The organism is Mycobacterium bulgaricum (assembly GCF_041287165.2).
Classification (GTDB): domain Bacteria; phylum Actinomycetota; class Actinomycetes; order Mycobacteriales; family Mycobacteriaceae; genus Mycobacterium; species Mycobacterium bulgaricum.
The window spans coordinates 1-20,762 of sequence record NZ_JBGGKV020000005.1 but is presented as its reverse complement, the minus strand read 5'-3'; the positions used below and the strand labels follow the sequence as shown (position 1 = coordinate 20,762).

Annotated in this window: 13 protein-coding genes and 1 tRNA gene; 4 read left to right on the top strand and 10 right to left on the bottom strand. The window is 67.5% G+C overall.

All coding sequences use genetic code 11. The features are described 5' to 3' along the window. The first annotated feature begins 99 nt into the window (after nt 1-99). From ACAG24_RS15345 to ACAG24_RS15335, 3 genes are read left to right on the top strand one after another with little or no spacing between them, the layout of a single operon-like run. Entirely contained in the window at nt 100-1,260 is a 1,161-nt protein-coding gene (locus tag ACAG24_RS15345) for a catalase family protein (protein WP_370473841.1), read from the top strand. A 52-nt stretch (nt 1,261-1,312) separates the two neighbouring features. Beyond that, the gene (locus ACAG24_RS15340) at nt 1,313-3,910 is read left to right on the top strand and encodes a LuxR C-terminal-related transcriptional regulator (RefSeq protein WP_370473842.1); all 2,598 of its coding nucleotides are present in this window, start codon (nt 1,313-1,315) and stop codon (nt 3,908-3,910) included. Between the two features lie 50 nt (nt 3,911-3,960). After that, nucleotides 3,961-4,371 (top strand): globin, encoded by a 411-nt coding sequence (locus ACAG24_RS15335; RefSeq protein WP_445206196.1) that lies wholly within the window; start codon nt 3,961-3,963, stop codon nt 4,369-4,371. Nucleotides 4,372-4,378: 7 nt separating this feature from the next. On the opposite strand, the gene ACAG24_RS15330 is transcribed toward ACAG24_RS15335, so the two are convergent. From ACAG24_RS15330 to ACAG24_RS15285, 10 genes are all read right to left on the bottom strand, one after another. Next, complete coding sequence (locus ACAG24_RS15330) at nt 4,379-5,071, bottom strand: DUF8185 domain-containing protein (RefSeq protein WP_370473874.1); 693 nt, start codon at nt 5,069-5,071, stop codon at nt 4,379-4,381. Then, a complete protein-coding gene (locus ACAG24_RS15325) occupies nt 5,059-5,421 on the bottom strand; it encodes an acyl-CoA thioesterase (RefSeq protein WP_370473875.1) in 363 nt (120 codons plus the stop codon). Before ACAG24_RS15325 ends, ACAG24_RS15330 begins: the two co-directional genes overlap by 13 nt. A 53-nt stretch (nt 5,422-5,474) precedes the next feature. Next, nucleotides 5,475-10,358 (bottom strand): NAD-glutamate dehydrogenase, encoded by a 4,884-nt coding sequence (locus tag ACAG24_RS15320; RefSeq protein ID WP_370473844.1) that lies wholly within the window; start codon nt 10,356-10,358, stop codon nt 5,475-5,477. Nucleotides 10,359-10,475: 117 nt separating this feature from the next. Beyond that, nucleotides 10,476-12,149, bottom strand: a complete 1,674-nt coding sequence (gene ettA / locus ACAG24_RS15315) for an energy-dependent translational throttle protein EttA (RefSeq protein ID WP_370473845.1) — start codon at nt 12,147-12,149, stop codon at nt 10,476-10,478. A 112-nt stretch (nt 12,150-12,261) separates the two neighbouring features. Beyond that, nucleotides 12,262-12,726: a single-stranded DNA-binding protein gene (locus ACAG24_RS15310; protein WP_370473846.1), complete on the bottom strand. Its 465-nt coding sequence runs from the start codon at nt 12,724-12,726 to the stop codon at nt 12,262-12,264. Between the two features lie 30 nt (nt 12,727-12,756). Beyond that, nucleotides 12,757-12,924: a hypothetical protein gene (locus ACAG24_RS15305; RefSeq protein ID WP_370473847.1), complete on the bottom strand. Its 168-nt coding sequence runs from the start codon at nt 12,922-12,924 to the stop codon at nt 12,757-12,759. 109 nt (nt 12,925-13,033) lie between these two features. Beyond that, complete coding sequence (locus tag ACAG24_RS15300; protein ID WP_370473848.1) at nt 13,034-15,064, bottom strand: bifunctional copper resistance protein CopD/cytochrome c oxidase assembly protein; 2,031 nt, start codon at nt 15,062-15,064, stop codon at nt 13,034-13,036. A gap of 31 nt (nt 15,065-15,095) precedes the next feature. Next, nucleotides 15,096-17,474: a glycerol-3-phosphate 1-O-acyltransferase gene (locus ACAG24_RS15295; RefSeq protein ID WP_370473849.1), complete on the bottom strand. Its 2,379-nt coding sequence runs from the start codon at nt 17,472-17,474 to the stop codon at nt 15,096-15,098. Next, nucleotides 17,471-19,000 (bottom strand): HAD-IB family hydrolase, encoded by a 1,530-nt coding sequence (locus ACAG24_RS15290; RefSeq protein ID WP_370473876.1) that lies wholly within the window; start codon nt 18,998-19,000, stop codon nt 17,471-17,473. The genes ACAG24_RS15295 and ACAG24_RS15290 overlap by 4 nt, the downstream gene beginning before the upstream one ends. 20 nt (nt 19,001-19,020) lie before the next feature. After that, entirely contained in the window at nt 19,021-20,508 is a 1,488-nt protein-coding gene (locus ACAG24_RS15285) for a wax ester/triacylglycerol synthase family O-acyltransferase (RefSeq protein WP_370473850.1), read from the bottom strand. Between the two features lie 98 nt (nt 20,509-20,606). Here ACAG24_RS15285 and ACAG24_RS15280 point away from each other — a divergent pair. Further along, nucleotides 20,607-20,680, top strand: a tRNA-Arg gene (locus ACAG24_RS15280). The last annotated feature ends 82 nt before the right edge of the window (nt 20,681-20,762 follow it).

The window sequence follows — 20,762 nt, the reverse complement described above, 5'->3', positions numbered from 1 at the left end:
TACCCGCAACCGGCGCGTCGCCGGAGGGAACTGACGCCCGCGAAAACAGGTAGTCGGTTACTCATGCCCGCGGGGCCGCCGAGCGCCACACTGGTCGCCATGGGGGCAACACCAGATCCCGCGACCAGGTTCGTGGAGTTCACAGAAGAGCACAGCGCGTGGCAGCCCGCCGAGGAAGCCCTGATCGACCAGATGATCGAGGACCTCCACGGCAACAACGAGTTCCAGTACCGCAAGAGCGTCAAGAAGCACAAGCCGCACGCGATCCGCGACGCACACGCCAAGAGCTGCGCGATCCTGTACGGCGAGCTGACTGTCGACGCCGACCTCCCCGAGGAGTACCGACAGGGAATGTTCGCCACGGCGGGCAAGACCTATCCGGTGATCGCACGCATCTCCGCGACCTCCGGGGCCATCCGGTCCGATCGCGTGCGCGGCGTGCGCGGACTGGGACTGAAGGTTCTCGGCGTCGAATCGGCCGACCGCGCGCATGCCGACTTCCTGACGGACAACAACCAGGACTTCGTCTTCGTGACCGAGCCGGAGTTCCTGTTCAAAGACGCAGCGGACTACGCCAAGGGCGGTATGAGGACCGCCAAGATCCTGGCGCGCATGCCCGACGCCGTGATGATCTCGGCCAATACTCTGCTCCGAGGCGCACGCAACGTGGCCGATGCCCTCGGAAAGCAACTACCCCCGAAGCTGCGGGTGTTCTCCGAGCCGAACCACCACCCGCTGGGCCAGACCTTCTACACGGCGGCGCCGGTGCGCTACGGGAAGTACATCGCAAAGCTCAGCGTCTCGCCGCTGTCTGCAGAAGTCGTCGCGCTTCGGAAGCAGACAGTTCCGTCCGACGGATTCGACGCGGCATCCAGCGCGGTGAAGAAGCACTTCGACAGCCACGGAGCCGAATATGCCGTCTCGGCCCAGCTGTGCACCGACACGACCGAGATGCCGATCGAAGATGCGACCAAGCCATGGTCGGAGAAGAAGTCGCCCTACGTCCAGGTCGGCGTCATCCGTTACCCCAGGCAAACCGCCTACAGCGACGCCCTCCGAGAGTTCGGCGACGACAAGCTCACGTTCAACTCTTGGCGCGGGATCATCGAGCACACTCCTCTCGGCTCGATCAACCGACTCAAGCTGAGGGTGTACGCCGCGTCCAGCAAATTCAGGCACGACATGAACGACGTGCCGCAGACCGAGCCGGCGGACCTGTCCGGCTTCCCGGACCGCGACCTGGGCCGAATCGGTAACTAGCACACGGGGTATTGCCGAGAATTGGCGGCGTCGGCGACCTAGAATCCACGACATGGCGGGGGTTTGGCAAATAGTCGACCGCCCGACGGAGTTCGGCGCGGTCCGCTCCGCATTGACGGGTAACGAGTCATGCGGCGTGGTTCTCGTCGGCGCCGCGGGGGTCGGCAAGACGACACTGGCGCGCACGGTCACCGAATCGTTGCGCTCCCCGGTGCACTGGGTGGCGTCGACCGAGTCGTCACGCAGCATCCCGCTGGGGGTCTTTGCCCACCTCGTCGGATCGACGGGCTCTCGCGACGCGACGGCGCTGCTGGCGACTGCACGCGAATCCCTTGTCTCGCAGGGGAACAACAACATCGTCGGGGTGGATGACGCTCACCTGCTCGACGAGCTGTCCGCGACGCTGCTGCACCAGATCGCGGTGGATCGGACCGGCCGCATCCTGGCCACGATCCGCAGCGGAGAACCGGTGCCCGACGCGGTCACGTCGCTGTGGAAAGACGGCTACCTACGCCGGATCGAGCTGAAGCCGTTCTCCAAAGAGCAGAGCGTCGCGTTGATCGAATCGGTGATCGGCGGACGTCTCGAAGGCCTGTCCGCGGATTTGATGTGGGAGTCCTCCGGCGGCAATCCGCTGTTCCTGCGCCACCTGGTCGAGGGCTCGATCGACGCGGGCACCCTGAAGAAGGTCGGCGACGTCTGGCAGTTGCGAGGCCCGACCGCAGTGCCGGCCGGGCTCGTCGAACTTCTCGACACGCGACTCGATTCGGCCGGCGACGACGTCATCGGCGCGCTCAAATTGCTGGCGCTGTGCGAACCGCTCGACATCGACGCGTTGACCGAGCTCGCCGGCGAAGCCGCGGTGGACGACGCCGAGACGCGCGGGCTGATCCGCTGCGTGCCCAACGGCCACACCCTCAATGCCCGGTTCAGCCACCCGCTGGTCGGGGATGTGGTGCGCAGTCGCATCGGCCAGGCAGCGTCCCGCCGGCTCAAAGGCCGGATCGTCGAAGTCCTGCGCCGTCGGGAGATGGACTCCGCGGCGAGCCGCATCCGAATGGCGCAGCTGTCCATCGACAGCGACCAGACCGTCGACGACACCCTGCTCATCACGGCCGCCAAGGACGCGGTCTATCTGTCCAACCTGCCCCTCGGAGAGCGCCTCGCCCGAGCGGCGTTCGAACGCAGCGGCACGGTGCAGGCCGGCGAGCTGCTGTCCCGGGCCCTGCTGTGGCAGGGCAAACCCGCGGAGTCCGAAGCCGTCCTGGCCGGGTTCGACCCCGACGAACTCGACGAGCTGCAGCTGGTCCAGTGGGGCGTGCCCCGCGCGTCGCGGCTGTTCTGGTCTCTCGGCGAGGTCGACAAGGCGCACGAGGCGATGTCGCTGGTGCGTGAACGCACACAGCACCCGTCACTGCAGCTGTTCGCCGCGGCCGCGGCCGCGGCGATGGCCGTGCACGAGAACAAGATCGAGCAGGGCATCGCCGAGGCGCTGACGGTCCTCGAGGATTCGCGGTCACCGAACCAGGCCGTCGAGTTCGCGGCGTTCGCCGCCGGGATGGCGATGCCCGTCGCCGGGCGCGGCGACGAGTTCGAACCGATCGCCGCCCGATGCCGTGCCGAGCTCAGCTCGACCGACGGCATGATCCGGGTGATGGTGCGCTACTGCGACGTGCTCGCGCTGACGCACACCGGCCAGCTGGACCTCGCCGACCAACGCGCCGCCGACTACGCGAACTTCTCGTCGGTGGGGCAATTCCTCGCCTGGGCCATCGCGAAGATCATGGCGGGCGTCGTCGCCACCGCCCGAGGCGATTTCCCGGAGTCCATCCAGTCGATCGAGCAGGCGTTGGCGGCGCTGAACGCGGAGAACTCCCTGCCGTGGCAACTGCCCGGGCGTCTCCTGCTCGCACGCGCGTACGCGGCACTGGGTCGCACCGGCGAGGCCGAACGCGTCCTCACCGACGCGGCCGAGCATTCCGGGCCGTCGATGGCGGTGCACGAGCCGCAACGCCTGATCTCACGGTCGTGGCTGGCTGCGGCCAACGGTATGGAACGCCGCGCCGCCGAACTCGCCAGGGCCGCTGCCGACAGCGCCGGCCGGTCGGGCCAGTACGCGATCGAGGCCGAGGCGCTGCACCACGCCACGAGATTCGGCGACCGGACCACGGCCACGCGTCTCGGCGAGCTGACCGAGGTCGTCTACGGTCCGGTGGTGGGTCTGCTGGCCCGCCACGCGGCGGCCTTCACCGCGGGCGATGCGTCCGCGCTGGACACCGTGAGCGCCGACTTCGAGCAGGCCGGCCTGCTGCTGGCCGCAGCCGATGCCGCCGCGCAGGCTGCATCGCTGCACGACGCCGCAGGCGATCGCCGCCGGACCAACGAGTCGGGCGCCAACGCCCTGCGGCTGGCCGAGAAGTGCGGCGGTGCGACCACGCCCGCGATCAAGGCCGCAGCGCGCCCGCTGCCGCTGACACCGAGGGAACGCGAGATCGCCGAACTGGTCGCGGCCGGGCTGGGCAACCGGGAGGTCGCCGAGCAGCTCACGCTCTCAGTGCGCACCGTCGAAGGCCACGTGTACCGGGCGTGCTTCAAGCTCGACGTCGCCGACCGCGATGAGCTGGCCAAACTGATCAGGCGAAAGTCCTAGCCGCGCCCGGAGCGGTCCGCGCGTGGGGCCCATATCGGCGATGGCCCACAATGGAGTCAATGGACCCGCAGAACAAGCAGCAGTCGTTCTACGACGCCGTGGGCGGTCACGCCACGTTCAACACCATCGTGTCGCGGTTCTACGAACTCGTGCGCGAAGACGAGATCCTGCGCCCGCTCTACCCCGAGGACGACCTCGACGGGGCCGAGGAGCGGCTGCGCATGTTCCTCGAGCAGTACTGGGGCGGACCGCGCACCTACTCCGACCAGCGCGGCCATCCGCGGCTGCGGATGCGCCACGGCCCCTTCCGCATCGGCTACCTGGAGCGCGACGCGTGGCTGCGGTGCATGCACACGGCGGTGGCCGAGATCGACTCGTCGACCCTCGACGACGCGCACCGGCAGGAGTTGATCGCCTACCTGGAGATGGCGGCGCAGTCCATGGTCAACTCCCCGTTCTGATACACCGTCAGCGCAGCACCACCGCGGGGTCGCCCCGGCGCCGATAGACGGTGCCGAAGCGGGCGTCGATGCGCAGCCACGCCGACGTCGCCCGCACCCGCACCACCTCGTCGGCGCTGACGGACTCGGGGTCGAACCGATCACGCGACGGCGACTGCGGCAGGAAACCCATTGCCGTCAATGCGAACACGCACCGCATCGGAATGCCGACGCTGTCGCGCTCCGACGTCACACCGACCACCTCCTGGTCCAGCAGGGAGGCGGGCGGACCGTGAGCACTGGAGTGCTCTCTGGCCAGGCTCGTCCCCCGCTGGGCGAGATCGAGGACGACCCGCGCCGGGAGGTCGTCGAGGTGGACGAAGCCGGCGTCGGGGGGCAACGCACCGCGCCAGGCGGAATCCATCGCGAAGCCCGGGTCGACGTAGCCGTCGGCGGTCATGGCCTGCAACGCCGGCTGCAGCGCGTCGGCGCCGGCACACAGATCGGCCGGGTTGATCCGGCCGCCCACCACCCGGCTGGCCAGGACGTCGAATCCCGTGGCAACCCAGGCGACGATCATGCCGCCCGGACGTTCCCGCAATCGCACGACGCCCGCCTCGTCGAGTCGCAAGGCGCGCTCGACGAACGTCGCGAGATCCTCGCGATGGGCCGCACGGTTGTCGGGGCCGAGCCATACGCCGCGCTCGGTCATCGGATCCAGCGTTGTAGGTACTCGCGCTGGGACTCGGAAAGCCGTTGCAGCCGTTGCTCTTCGATGTGCACGGCGGCCAGCTGGGTGTCAGCGACGACAGCGGGCCTGGAATCAGGAGCCGCTCCGACCGAACGCACCTCGTAACCGATCGTGAAGTCGACGGCCCGCACCCGTTTGGACCACATGGTCACCTGCAGCGGGGAATCGACGAGCCGCAGCTGCGCCTTGTAGGAGATGTTCACGTCCGCGATCAGCAACCCGATCGTGGTGATCTCGTCGCCGAAAGGTTCTGTCAGGAAGGGGATCCTGGCCTCTTCGAGAATCGTCACCATCGTGGCGTGGTTGATGTGCTGATACATGTCGATGTCCGACCACCGCACATGCACCGGTGCCGTGAAGCCGTGCAATTGGGTCACCCGGTACTTCCCGTTCCACTCGTCCTGGTCATACTGCGAATTTGCCGCGCCGCCACCGACAGAGTCGCCAGATCGTGTTCCCCGGACTCATAGAGCTCGGTCAGCGTCCGGCGCGCACGGCCGATCCGGAAGCTGTTCGTCATCTCCCACTCCGCGATCTTCTCGACACCGTTCTCGTCGGGCTCGCCAGCGGACAGAACGTCGAAGCACAGCGCCCGCAGCGAGCCGTAGATGTCGTCACGAATCGCCAACCGCGCCAGCGAATGCCAGCGATCGTTGCGGGCAAGCCGGGAAACCGCGGTGAGCAGTCCGTCGGTGCCGAGGTGGTCCATCAACGCGAAGTACGCCTCGGCGACCTCCGCCGGGTCCCGGTCGACGATGTCGGCTATGTCGATGACGTCGAGCAAGCTGAACTGGTACAGCCCGGTCGCCACCATGTACGCGACCTCGCTCGGCACGCCCTGTGCGCAGAATTCGCCGGCTTCCTTGTCCACGATCGCCTTGTCGTCGCCGCGCAACCATTCCGGCATCCGCGGCCTCAACGCCGCCAGCTTCTCGGCGAACCGGTTGATCTCGGCGCCCACCGCCAGTGGCTGCGGCCGGTAGTTGAGCAGCCAGCGTGCGGCGCGGTCGATGAGGCGACGCAGATCCAATGTCATTCGGTCGGTCACCGCCACCGACACCCCGTTGTCCCCGGCTCGACGGATCTGTCGCCACACCTTCCCGAAACCGAAGATCGCGTCGGCGGCCGCGAAGCTGCGGATGGCGTCGAGCGGGGACACCCCGACGTCCTCGGTGACGCGGTAGGCGTACGAGATGCCCGCGGTATCGACGACGTCGTTGACGAGCATCGTGGTGACGATCTCGCGGCGCAGCTGATGGGACCGGATGTCACTGGTGAACTGCTCGCGCAGCGGGGCCGGGAAATACCAGGGCAGCCTGGCGGCGAACACGTCCTGGTCCGGCAGATCGGTGGCGAGCAGATCGTCCTTCAGCGCCAGCTTGACGTGGGCCATCAGCGTGGCCAACTCGGGCGAGGTCAAGCCGATCCCGGCGTCGATGCGGCGCCGGATCTCCTTTTCCGACGGCAGCGCCTCGAGCTCACGGTTGAGCCCGCGCTCGTCGACGAAGTCCTTGATCATGCGGGCGTGCACGTTCAACAGACTCGCCGCATTGGCCCGGCTGGTGCCCATCAGATCGTTCTGACTCTCGTTGTCGGCCAACACGAGCCGGCCGACCTCGTCGGTCATGGACAACAGCAGATCCGTGCGGTCCTCGGCGCTGACCTTCCCCGCCGTCACCAGCGAGTCGATCAAGATCTTGATGTTGACCTCGTGGTCGGAGCAGTCCACCCCGGCAGAGTTGTCCATCGCGTCGGTGTTGATACGACCGCCGCAGAGGTCGAACTCCGTGCGCCCCAGCGATGTCACGCCGAGGTTGCCTCCTTCGCCGATGACCTTGGCGCGCACCTGGTTTCCGTTGACGCGGACCGCATCGTTGGCGCGGTCGCCCACATCTGCGTCGGCCTCCGTCTCGGCCTTGACGTACGTGCCGATGCCGCCGTTCCACAGCAGGTCGGCCGGCGCCTTCAGGATCGCCTTCATCAGCGCGGGCGGGGTCATGTCGGTGACACCCTCGTCGAGCCCGAGCGCCGTTCTGGCCTCGGGGCTGATCGGAATGGACTTCTGCTCCCGGCTGAACACCCCGCCGCCCTGACTGATCAGCGATTTGTCGTAGTCGTCCCAACTGGAGCGCGGAAGGTCGAACATCCGTTGCCGCTCGGCGAACGACGTTGCGGCCTCTGGTGTGGGATCGATGAAGATGTGGCGGTGGTCGAACGCGGCGATCAATCGAATGTGTTCGGACAGAAGCATTCCGTTGCCGAACACGTCGCCGCTCATGTCACCGACGCCGACGACGGTGAAGTCCTCGGACTGGGTGTCGATGCCCATCTCGCGGAAATGGCGCTTCACCGACTCCCAGGCGCCCTTGGCCGTGATGCCCATCGCCTTGTGGTCATAGCCCACCGATCCGCCTGAGGCGAAGGCATCGCCGAGCCAGAAGCCATAGGACTTGGCGACGTCGTTGGCGATGTCGGAGAACGTCGCCGTGCCCTTGTCGGCCGCCACCACGAGGTAGGCGTCGTCGCCGTCGCGACGGACGACGTCGGCGGGCGCGATGACATCCCCGGTGACCTTGTCGACGTTGTCGGTGATGTCGAGCAGGCCGGCGATGAACAGCCGGTAGCAGGCGACGCCCTCTTCGCGGGTGGCGTCGCGGTCGACGGCCGCATCCCCGGTACGCGCGGGCGGGTTCTTCACCACGAACCCGCCCTTGGCGCCCACCGGGACGATGACCGCGTTCTTGACCGCCTGCGCCTTGACGAGCCCCAGGATCTCGGTGCGGAAGTCCTCGCGGCGGTCCGACCACCGCAGGCCGCCTCGGGCGACGAAGCCGAACCGCAGATGCACACCCTCGACCCGAGGCGAGTAGACGAAGATCTCGAATTTGGGTCGCGGCAACGGGAGTTCGTCGATCAGTTGCGGGTTGAGCTTGAACGACAGCACGTTCTCGGCCCGAGCCGACTCCGGGCGGGTGATGAAGTAGTTGGTGCGCAGGGTCGCCTGGATCATCGACGCGAACGCCCTCAGCACCCGGTCGGTGTCGAGGCTCACCAGCGCATCGATGTCGGCGGCGACGGCTGCCGCGGCCGCCTGCGCGTCCCGGTTCGCGCCGCCGGGGTTCTGGTCAGCGGCTGGGGCGGCCGGAAAATACAGCGCTTCGAACAGTTCGACGAGTGACCGCGCGGTGCGTGCGTTGTCGTTGAGCACGGTCTCGATATGGGACTGGCTGTACGGGAAGCCGGCCTGCTTCAGGTATTTGGCGTAGGCGCGCAGGACCGCGACCTGCTGCCAGGTCAGCCCGGCACGCAACACCAACTCGTTGAAGCGGTCGATCTCGGCGTTGCCGTGCCAGATGGCGGTGACGGTATCGGCGAAACGCTCTGCAGTTGCTTCCCGTTCGGGCCCCGGCGGCGCCTCCGGGATGCCACGGTGCGGCGACACGTTGAACTGGTAGATCCACACGGGCAGACCGTCGGGCCGTGTGACCGTGAACGGCCGCTCCTCGAGAACGACGACACCCATCGACTGCAGCATCGGCAGCAGGTGACTCAGCGATGCCGACTGCCCGCCGAGATACCAGGTGAGATGTGACACGCCAGGATCGTCGCCGTCGGCGAGCACGAGCTTGACCGAATTGTCCTCCAGCTCTTCGATGATCGCGATATCGCCGAGAGCATGATCGGGCGGAATGGCCTGCTTGTACACCTCTGGGAAGGCGGACGCGTAGTGCTCGGCGGTGCTCTGGTCGATCGGGCCACCGGCGCGGATGGAGCCCAGCAGCCGGTCGCCCCAGGTGCGGGCCGCCTCGGTCAGCAGGTCCTGGATGCGCGACTCGTTCTGCTCGGACACGTCGATGTCGTTCTTACGAGAGCCCTCCGGCAGGCGCACCGTGAAATGCACGACAGCCCAAGGGGATTCGCTGACCCGCGCGGCGTAGTCGATGCTCACACCGCCCAGCTCTCGCACCAGGATGTCCTGCATCTCGAGTCGGACGGCGGTGGTGTAGCGGTCGCGGGGCAGGTAGACCAGGCAGGATGCGAAGTGTGCGAGCGGATCGGCGCGCAGGAACAGCAGGGTGCGCCGCCGCGACCCGAGGTCGACCACGGCCATCGCCATGTCGAGCAGGCCACGAGCGCTGAGCGCGAACAATTCCGAGCGCGGAATGGTCTGGATGATGTCGAGCAGCAACTGCCCGGGGTGGCTCGGATCGCGGTGCGCCATGGCCAGCGCATCGTTGACGCGACGGGACACCAGCGGGATCTCGAGAACATTCGCGTTCATCGCCGCGACGGTGAACAACCCGACGAAGCGGTGCTCGACCGCCTCGGAGTCGTCACCGTCCGGGGACTGCTCCCGGACCACCACGATCTGCGGATAGGCGCCGTAGCGCAGAAAGCTCGGGATCGTGGCCTGCGCCAGCGCCAGGAGTTCGTCCTTGTTGGTCAGCTGTGGCAGCACGTCCTGGCGCAGGCGCAGCACGCCGAGACGGCTGGCGGGGTCGACGGTGGCGTCCCCGTCGCGGACGGTGCAGCGCTGGTAGCCGAGCAACACGAAGTGGCTGTCGGCGAGCCAACGCAGCAGTGCAGCGACGTCTTTCCGATCCGGGCTCGGGAAGCGCCTGCCGGTGTCGCCGTCGAGCTCGGCGGCCAGGATCCGCAGCGCCGCGGCCATGTCGGTGGAATCCCTCGCCACCTGCCTGGCGTCGGCCAGTACACGCGGCAGTAGCCGTTCGGCTTCGTCGAGCGCACGCTGGTCGACGGTGCTCGCCAGCTGCACATGCACCCACGTCTCGTCGACACCGTCGATGACGGTGCCGTCCGAGGCGGCGGCGATCTCCAGGAGCTCACCCGTGGCGCCGCGCCGAACGCGGAACACCGGATTCATGATGGCGGTGTAGGCGACGCCGATGCGGTGCAGCAGCACCGTCACCGAGTCCATCAGCATCGTCGCGTTGTCGGTGACGATCTGCAGCGCGGGTCCGAAGCCGCCGGCGTGGTCGGCGGAGTACACCGCGACGTTCGTCTCCCCCGGCGCCCGCCTGCCGCCCAGCTGGAGCTGCGCCGCAACCAGGGCCGGGCTGTTGACCGTGTCGCTGCCTTGTCTGCGCAGCGGTCCGGTCACCGCTGCTTCGGCGCCGGGCGCGCCACCGTGCGGTCCCCGGTAGGTGGCGAGATAGGTGGGGATGAGCCGGTCGGCGACCTCGGGAGGTAGGGCCGCGCGCTCTGGATCGCCCGAGGCGCCGGGGTTCAACGACATTCGCCGCTCCTGACTCACACGTGCGCACCGGCCGTCGTTGGCTGCAACCGGGCGCCCTGGGGCTCGGACTGGACTGCTTCTCGGATGCGCACCCGGTTACCTGGTCGCAGAACGAGACTAGTCCCGCGTGAGCTTCCGGTGGGTGACCCTGTGCGGACGCGCGGCGTCTGCTCCGAGGCGTTCGATCTTGTTCTCTTCGTAGCCACCGAAGTTTCCTTCGAACCAGAACCACTTGGCTTCGTTGTCGGAGTCACCCTCCCACGCCAGGATGTGCGTGCAGGTGCGGTCCAGGAACCAGCGGTCGTGGCTGATCACCACCGCACATCCGGGGAAGTTCTGCAGCGCGTTCTCCAGCGAGCTCAGGGTCTCCACGTCGAGGTCGTTGGTCGGCTCGTCGAGCAGGATCAGGTTGCCGCCCTCTTTGAGCGTCAGCGCCAGGTTCAGCCGGTTGCGCTCACCACCGGACAGCACGCCCGCGGGCTTCTGCTGATCGGGGCCTTTGAAGCCGAACGCCGACACGTAGGCGCGCGACGGCACCTCGTTCTGGCCGACCTCGATGTAGTCGAGCCCGTCGGAGACGACCTGCCACACGGTCTTGGTGGGGTCGATGCCGCCGCGGCTCTGGTCGACATAGCTCAGCTTGACCGTCTCGCCGACCTTGACCGTGCCGCTGTCCGGCGCCTCGAGTCCGACGATCGTCTTGAACAGCGTCGTCTTGCCGACACCGTTGGGGCCGATGACGCCCACGATGCCGTTGCGCGGCAACGTGAACGACAGGTCCTTGATGAGCTGCCTGCCGTCGAAGCCCTTGTCGAGGTGCTCGACCTCGACCACCACGTTGCCCAACCGCGGGCCCGTGGGGATTTGGATCTCCTCGAAGTCGAGCTTGCGTGTCTTCTCCGCCTCGGCGGCCATCTCCTCGTAGCGCTGCAGGCGGGCCTTGTTCTTGGCCTGACGGGCCTTGGCGCCCGACCGCACCCACTCCAGCTCGTCCTTGAGGCGCTTCTGCAGCTTGGCGTCCTTGCGGCCCTGGACCGCGATGCGCTCCGCCTTCTTCTCCAGGTAGGTGGAGTAGTTGCCCTCATAGGGGTAGGCGCGGCCGCGGTCGAGCTCGAGGATCCACTCGGCGACGTTGTCGAGGAAGTACCGGTCGTGGGTGACCGCGAGGATCGCACCCTTGTACTCGGCGAGGTGCTGCTCGAGCCACAGCACGCTCTCGGCGTCGAGGTGGTTGGTGGGCTCGTCGAGCAGCAGCAGGTCCGGCTTGGACAGCAGCAGCTTGCACAGCGCGACGCGGCGCTTCTCGCCGCCGGAGAGATGGGTGACGGGCTCGTCGGGCGGCGGGCAGCGCAGTGCGTCCATCGCCTGTTCGAGCTGACTGTCGATGTCCCACGCATCGGCGGCGTCGAGCTCCTCCTGGAGCTTGCCCATCTCTTCCATCAGCTCGTCGGTGTAGTCGGTCGCCATGAGCTCGGCGACCTCGTTGTACCGGTTGAGCTTCGCCTTGACGGCGACGCCTTCCTCGACGTTCTCGCGCACGGTCTTGGTCTCGTCGAGCTGCGGCTCCTGCATGAGGATGCCGACTGTCGCGCCGGGCTGGAGAAAGGCGTCGCCGTTGTTGGGCTGGTCGATACCGGCCATGATCTTCAAGACGCTCGATTTACCGGCGCCGTTGGGCCCGACGACACCGATCTTCGCGCCCGGAAGGAAGTTCAGCGTGACGTCGTCAAGGATGACCTTGTCGCCGTGCGCCTTGCGGACCTTCCGCATCGTGTAGATGAACTCGGCCATAGCCTCAGATGTCGCCTTTCTCAGATCTCGGGTCTCGAACTCAAGCGATCGGTTCGAACCACGCGATAGTCGGGAACCATCCTAGGCGCGCCCGCATCGACGCTGTTGGCCGCTAGGCGGTCAGCGGCAATGCCCCCTCGTCGACCTCCGACGCGTCCTCGTCGAGTGCGTCCTCGCCGGGCTCGACCTGCGCGGCCGGGGTCGCGGCGGGCGGTTCGGGATGCTTGCGGCTCTCCATACGCACGATGCAGCGCGCCAGATCCGGACCGACGGAGGTCGCGCGGATCTCCAGGGAAGACCGGCGATTACCGTCACGGTCCTCGTACTCGCTGGTGTAGACGTTGCCGACGACGATCACCGGGTCTCCCTTGCCCAGCCCCGCGCCGACGCCGGTGATCAGACGGCCCCAGCAGTTGACCGTGGCGTACAGCGAGTTGCCGGGCTCCCAGGTGCCGTCGGCGGTGCGCCGGCGGGAATTGCTGGCCACCCGGAACTTGATGAGTTCCTGGTCGCCGACCCAACGGCGGTCCGGCTTGGTGGCGATGGTGCCGACAATGGTGATGGGCGTCTCGAACATGGCGGTGCCTCTCTTTTCCTTGGCTACGGGTCAGGCACCTGCCTGGCCCGTCGATGACACCGCCATTGAGCGCTTCGCCGCCGACACATCCGTCCGGAACTCGGGTGCGGCGACCGCGGGCTGTGGATGAAATCCGATGTGGGGATGACCGACGCCCGTCAATTGGTGCGGGCCGGCCATGGCGTCGATGTGCTGCATCGCTGTCGCCTGGCCGGCCCGTGCCGCAACGCTAGCACAACACCTGAATATCTGAACATCTGAAAATATGACGGAGCAGGTGGCCGCCGGTCATCGCAGCGCGGCAGCGTCAGCCGCGTTCGCGCTCGCGGCGCGCCAGTTCGGCGAGCATGTTGTTGTACGCCGCCAGGTCGGCGTCCTCATCGCGGTCGGCGGCGCGGTCCAGTCGTTTGGCGGTGCGGTCGTCGCTGCGGCGCCACTGCACGAACAATGCGACGAGCACGACCACGAGTGGTACTTCCCCTGCAGCCCAGGCGATTCCACCGCCCAGGCGCTGGTCCCCCAACAGGTCCGTGTGCCACGGCAGCTGCAGTGACCGGTAGAACGTCTCGGCGATCACCGACTGGGTGCCCATCAGCACGACACCGAAGAACGCGTGCAGCGGCAGCGATGCGAACACCATGCCCAGCTTGGCCAGATGCGGAATCGGCCGCGGGGTCGGGTCGACACCGATCACCACCCAATAGAACAGATAGCCGCTGAGCAGGAAGTGCAGGTTCATCGCGAGATGGGCGGTGTGGCTGCCCGCGACCGCGTCGAAGATGCCGCCGAAGTAGAGCCCGTAGAAGCCGACGATGAACAGCGCCGTCGCGACGAACGGGTTGGTCAGCACCTGTGACACCCGCGAATGCAGCGCGGCCAGCAACCACTCCCGTGGACCCGGCGGGGCGTCGCGCCCGGCCGTTGGCAGCGCGCGCAGGGCAAGTGTCACCGGCGCGCCTAGCACCAGCAGGATCGGCGCCAGCATCGACAGCAGCATGTGCGCGATCATGTGAATGCTGAACATGGCGGGCATGTACCGGCCGATGCCCGACGAGGTGGCCAGCAGCAGAACCAGGCAGCCGAGCAGCCACGCGACCACCCGCCCGGTGGGCCACGCGTCACCGCGCCGTCGCAACCTGCGCACCGCGGCGAGGTAGACGAGCGCCAACACGATGGCCGCCGTGCCGAAGATCAGGTCGAACCGCCAGTCGAACAGCAGCCGCGCCGCGGTCGGCGGGCCGGCGAGGTCGTAGCCGATCTCCAGCGCAGGGATCGAGAGGTTCGGGTCGAACGGGGCAGGCGGGGGTGTGCGACCGAGCGCGACGGCGACACCGAACGTCACGCCGAAGATCACCGCCTCGACGACGGCGAGGCGGATCAGCGCGCCGCGCGCCCGGGGGTCCTTCTGGAGAACCGCCACTCCCCTGCGTCGCTGCTGCCAGCCCAGGGCGCCGAGCGCCAGCAGCGCGACCACCTTGACCAGAACCAAAGCGCCGTAGCTCGTGCTCACCAGGTCCGCGGGCCGAACCCGGACCAGCGCGTTGATCACCCCGCTGAGCGCCATCGCCACGAAACACCACAGGGCGACCGCGGAGAACCGGCGCGCCGCGAGGTCGCCGTGTTCGCCTCCCCGCAGCGCGTGCACCAGCAGTGCCAGCAGTCCGCCGGCCCACAGCGCGCCGGCGATCAGGTGGATCAGCAGGCTGTTGGTGCCGACGTCATGAGAGCCACCGGCCGAGGAATGCCCTGTCAACGCCAACGGCAGCAGTGTGAACAGAGAGCCCGCGAACAGCACCGGCGTCCACGACCAGCGCAGCACGGGGATGCTGACGACGGTGACCAGAATCGCGAACAGAGCCGTCCACCGCCAAGCGCCTGCGATCTCGATCAGGTCGGCCACCGACCAGATGTCCGCGAAACTCAGTCGCGTCGTCAGAGGCTGCCCGCTGACGTCGGACACCGTCAACGGCACCATCAGCACAGCGCAGACCGCCCAGATCCCCGATGCGAGGGTTCCCGTGCGCAACGCGCGGTAGCCGGCGGCGTCGAGCACCTGGCTCTTCTGGGGCGGCACCAGGAACGCCGCGAACAGGAACGAGCCGACGGCCGTCACCGCGGCGATCTCCCCGACGGCCTTCACGAACGGCAACCCATAGGTGGTCGTCGGGCCGGGGTCGGGCAAGCCCGTCGCGGTCAGTGCAGCGGTCAGCGACAGCGCGGACAGTGCGGCGGCCGTCACCCCGGCCAGCAGTGCCACCCCGTAAAGCACCGACCAGACCGGCGCGGTGCGCAGGCCGGATGGCGTGCTGCGGGCCGGCAGCTGATCGGACGTGGTCATGAAGCCAGCGTATGACCTCGCCAGACGCGATCTACGACACAGGTGCGTTGCGCAGTTGCCTGCGGCTGCGCTCCCGCTCGAAGAACTGCTCGCGCGAGTACGCATCGACCTTGTCCATGTCGGTCAGGATGCCGCGCAGTTCGTCGCGGAACGCCCGGCGCCGCTCGGCGAGGTCGGCGGCCGGCTCGAGCAGTTTCTGGTCGGCGGCGACCTGTCGCGCGGTCGTGAACAGCAGCGCGGACACCGACTCGTTGCTCTGCACCCGCCCCTGGGCCACATACTGCTGCCCCAACCCGAGGGCCCTGGTGGTCAGATCCTTCTCCGAGATCTCCGCCGGCGCATCGAGCAGCACATCGGCGACGATCTGGTAGGCCTCGAAGAACGGCCGAAGAAGCGGTCCGGCGATCGCCGGGCGCTTGGCCCGCAGCAGCGCGTCGATCTGTTCGCCACCGGCGTCCACGTGACTTTCCCAGTACTCTGCCTTTTCCCCTCCTCGTGTGCGGGGGTACCAGGACATCTCCTCCGCCACATGTGCACGGAAAGCCGCGGAGTCGGCGAAGTAGAAATCGAACTTCAGCAGATCGCGCAGGCGCATCACCTGAGCCCAGAACGCTTCGAGGCGACCCGATTCCGCCCGCGAGGCGAATGCCAGTGCCAACTCGACCAGCGAGGTCTCCAGGAACGCGTCGATCAGGGAATTGCGGTAGAAGGACGCTTCGAGTTCATCGTGAGGTGCGATGTACCAGACAGGTTCGGTGCCGCTGTCGACGCGTGTCACCGGGTGGCCGTTGGACAACGCGTCGACCGCGACGCGGACACCGTCGGGGGTGCGTAACCGCAACGCGCTGTTGGTCATCGGGGTCTGCTTGCGCTCGAGATAGTCCAGCGAGTCCTGCAGCGTGTGGTGCAACTGATCGAGGGTCAGCGCGACCCCGCGGGTGCTCAGCAGCAGTGCCGACACCAGGGCCGTGGCATTGACGGGGGTGACCTGAAGGATCCGCCACGCCACCTCGAACGCCATCTTCTGCATCGCGAGACGCTTGGCGGACTCGTCAGCCGTCATCGGACCGTGCGGTTCACCGAGGTACTCGCGCATCGAAACCGCTTCGGGGAAGCGGACATAGATCTTGCCGTAGTTGCGTTCGCCCTGCGCCCGGATGTAATTGACGAGCCACGACAGGCCTTCGGGGGCCTTCTCGCCGCCGCGGGCGTAGCGTGCGTACTCGGCGGTCTCGTGGAGCTGGTCGAAACTGATCGACACGGGCTGCAGCAGGATGTCGTCGCTGCGCCCGTCCAGGTATGCGTCGGCGACATAGGCGAGCAGACCGAGCTTGGGCGGCAACATCTTTCCGGTGCGCGACCGCGTCCCCTCGATCGCCCACGACAAGTTGAACCGCTTCTCGACGATGTAGCCGACGAACTGGCGCAGCACGAACTTGTAGAGCGGGTCGTCGAGCTTTCGGCGCAGGAAGATCACACCCGAGCGCCGCATGAGCGGGCCCATGAAGCCGAACGACAGGTTGATACCCGCGAAGGTGTGGACCGGCGGCAGCCGGTTCTCCTGCATCGCGACAGGCACGATCGCGCCGTCGAGGTAGGAGCGGTGCGAGAACAGCAGTACGGCCGGATGCGTTTCCAGCGAGCGGCGCATGACCTCGACCTCGGCGCGGTCGTAGTCGATGTTGGGATCGAAGCCGCGGCTGAAGATCGCGCGGCCCAGCGACGGGATCAGATCCACCGAGAAGCGGCTCCAACCGGTGCCGAGTTCGTCGAGCATCTCCCCGGCCTGTTCGATCGTCGCACCGGGGATCTTCTCCAGACCCTCCCGGAACCGGGCCGACGCCAGCACTTCCGGCTTGATCAGTTGCGGCGACTTGTATTCGGGGCCGAGCAGACGCAGTTCGACGCGTTCGATGGCCAGGATTGCGCGACGGATCACGAAGCGGGCGAATTCCCTGGGGTTCTCGGCGACGGTCGTCTCGCTCCAGTGCCGATGCAGCTCGGACACCTTGGCCGGTTCGCCGGCGACGACGCGGGCGCGGGACGAGTCGCGCTTGAGAATGCTGTGCTGCAACACTTTTGGCGGACGGTATGTGTCGCGGCCGGATATCAGGGCCACCACTTTGGAGCGGGTCGGGAGGCCGCCGGGGATCCAGAACACCCGCACCGGGACCACAGATCGATCCGCGTCGGCCTCCAGCAGTTGGACCAGCCGGGCGAGCGTGGCCGGCGGTGGGTCGTCGTCGGCGGGCAGCTTGAGCACTTCGATCGTCGACTCGGGATGCGCGCGGCGCTGGGCCTCCAGCCAGTCGTTGAGCAGCGCCTCCTCGGCAGGCGAGGACGCCGCGGCCAGGACCAGGGTGTCGCCGACGGCGGTGTAGGCCGCGATGTCGTCGGCGCGGATCTTCACCGCCGCCCCTTGGGCGCGGCGGTCTTCTTGGCCGCCTTGCGCGCCGGCTTCTTGGCGGGTTTCGCTCGCGTGTACAGCTCGGGGAGTGTCAGTTCTCCGTGCGGCCAGTCCTTCAGCGTGTCCAGATACAGCTGACGGATTTCCTCGATGCGCTCGGGCAGGGTGTCGTGCGTCCAGTCGTCCACCGGGATCGGTGGGTACACGACGACGTCGACAGTTCCCGGGTTGAAGGTGCTGGAGTCGCGGGAGGCGATCACCTCGGCATTGCGGATGACGATCGGCACGACCGGGATGCCGGCGGACATGGCGATGCGGAACGGACCCTTCTTGAAGGCGCCGACCTCGGTGGTGTCCAGGCGCGTGCCCTCGGGCGCGATGAGGATCGAAACACCTTTGCGCGCAAGTTCTTCGACCTTCTTGAGGCCCTCGATGGCCTTCTGCGGATCGTCGCGGTCGATGAACGCCGCGTCCATGATCTTGCCGATGGTGCCGACGACCGGATCGTTCTCGAGTTCCTTCTTGCCGACCGAGGTGAAGTTGTCGCTGACGAGCCGGCCGGCGATCAGCGGATCGGCCTGGTTGCGGTGGTTGAAGATGAACACCGCGGGCCGCTGCGCGGTCAAGTTCTCCTTGCCGAGAACCTGCAGGTTGATGCCGACGATGTCGAGCAGGGTGCGGCCGAACGTCGACGTGAAGAAGTTCACGCCGGTGCGCCTGTTGCGGGTCAGGAGTCCGACGCCGAGGGCGCCCGCCGCGATCGGCACCATGCTGGCGATGCCGGCCACCGTGCGCAGTTGCGAGGCGGGACTCGAACCGCTGCGGCTGCTGAACCGCAGAATCGGCCATCCGCGTTTGGCGGCGACCGCAGCCATCTTGCCTGCAGGGTTGGTAGGGCGCGGGTTCCCGACGAGGTACATCAGCGCGACGTCCTCGTCACCGTCGGCGTAGAAATAGCTCTTGGAAAGATCCACGTCATGGGCGGCGGCGAATTCCTGTACCGCCCTGGCCTTCCCGGGACCCCAGATGACGGGCCGCTGGACCTCACCGGTGATCAGGCCGTCGTCGTCGGTCTCGAACTTGTTGCTCAGGACGTTGTCGATGCCCAGGAAGCGGGCGACAGGCTCCACCTGGACCGTCAGGGCCGACGAGCTGAGCACGACGGTGTGGCCGCGGGCCATGTGGGCGCGGACGAGCTCACGCATCTCGGGATAGATTCTGCCGACGACCTTCTGAACGAACAACCGTTCGGCGAGCTCGTCGACGTCGGCGACCGAGTTACCGCGCAGCATGCGTGCGCCCTTGCCGATGAGGTCCTCGAATTCGGACCGGCCGAGCTGGTGGTTGAGACCGGCCTGCACCATGCCGATGAATTCGCCCGCCGACATCTGCCTGCGCCGCAATCGATCCTGCGTCATGATCACGCCGGTGAACCCGGCGACGAGCGTCCCGTCGAGATCGAAGAACGCTCCGACGTGGGGGCCGCTTTCACTGGCCCGGACCTCGGCGACCGATCCTGGAAGACGCATCTCGGCGCTGCCCGGTGTCGTCACTGCTGGCCACTTCCGTTCAGTTCGACTCTGCTTGCCAGGGTTTCGGTGTCTTCGGTGAACGTCGAGGGCGTCGCCCGACCGTCGCCGCCGAGGGCGAGCACCTCGTCGAATCCGGCTACCAGACACTGCGCGAAGAGGTCCGGATCGGTGATGGATGCCCGGTCGTAGCGCGCGGTGATCGTGCAGTAGCCCGCCCGCGAGACCAGCACGACCATCATCGCGACACCGGGCAGCGGTCCGAGGCCGTACTGACGCAACACTTTCGCACCGGCGATGAAGGTGTCTCCCGCGTAGACGGGAACGTTGCTCGCCTGAACGTCCGAGCTGACGATCGACCCGGCCATCGACTCAAGCACGCTGTCGGGCAGCAGGCTGACCATGGGCGCGATCGCACCGACCATGTCGAGAGCCCGTTCGTCGCGCTTGCTGGTCATCTGCGAGCGGATGTTCTGGATGCGCACCTCGGGATCGGACAGTCCGATCGGCGCCGCGAGGTTGACCCCGGCGAAGCGGTTGCCCCCGGCCGGGTCGTCGTCGGACCGCGTGTTCACCGGGACGGCCATCGGCAGCGTGTCGACGGGCACCCCCTTGGCCTGGTGGTAGAGCCGCAGCGCGCCGCACAGACCCGCGAGGTAGGCGTCGTTGATCGACCCGCCCGCCGCCTTGGAGGCCCGGTGCAGGTCGCCGAACTCGATGTCGATGGCTTCACTGCGGGACGACAGGCTGCGCCGGCGCAGGATCGGCGACGGGTCGGCCACCGGCCCCACCACGCGAGCCCCCGACATCGCATAATCGATGGCGCTGCCGAGCCGGGTGACGGGGTCGCGCACGACGTGACCGACGCCCTTTGCGGCGCCGAAGAGTACGTCGCGCACATTGCCGACGATGGTGCCGGGCAACCGGTTGAGCCCGCGGCGCATCAGATCGTTCGGCGACAGGTCGGCAGGGACGGGCAGCGGCGGCGCCGGCTGCGGCGGCGGATCGCGTTCGAGGTCGTAGAGGTTGGCGAACATCTCGACGCCGCCGACGCCGTCGGTGACCGCGTGGCTGAAATGCACCATCAGGGCGGCCTGGCCGTTCTCCACCCCCTCGATCAGCGTGGCCGTCCACAGGGGCCGGGATATGTCGAGTGGGGACTGCGCGGCGATCTCGGCGAGGTCCATGACCTGACGGAAGGTGCCGGGCTCCGGAACCCGCACGCGGCGCAGATGGAAATCGAGATTGAAATCGGGGTCGACCACCCAGCGGGGCGCCGCGGTCGGCAGGGTGGGTGTGACGACCTTCTGACGTAATCGAAGGACCTTGCGCGACGCATGCTCGAAGCGGGTGCGGAACCTGTCCCAGTCGGGGGTCGTGTCGAGAAGCTCGACCGTCATGATGCCCGAGCGGGTTCGGGGGTTGGCCTCCCCGCGATGCAGGATCTGGTCGAGCGGGCTGAGTTCTTCCGGAAGTCCGGCCGCGTCCAAGTTCGGCGCATTGCTCATGCGCACCACGCTAGTCGGCGGCCGTCGGACGCGGAGCGGCTTTAGTCGCTGTTGCCACACCGGTCACAGCTCTCGCGCGCGATACACTCCTGGACGCAGCCTCCGTAGCTCAGTCGGATAGAGCAAGGGCCTTCTAATCCCTAGGTCGCAGGTTCGATTCCTGCCGGGGGCGCTTTGTGATGTCGCAAGACATCGGAATAGCCGCGGACCTACTTTAGGTCCGCGGTTTTTTCCGTTTGGGGCCTTTGGGGGCG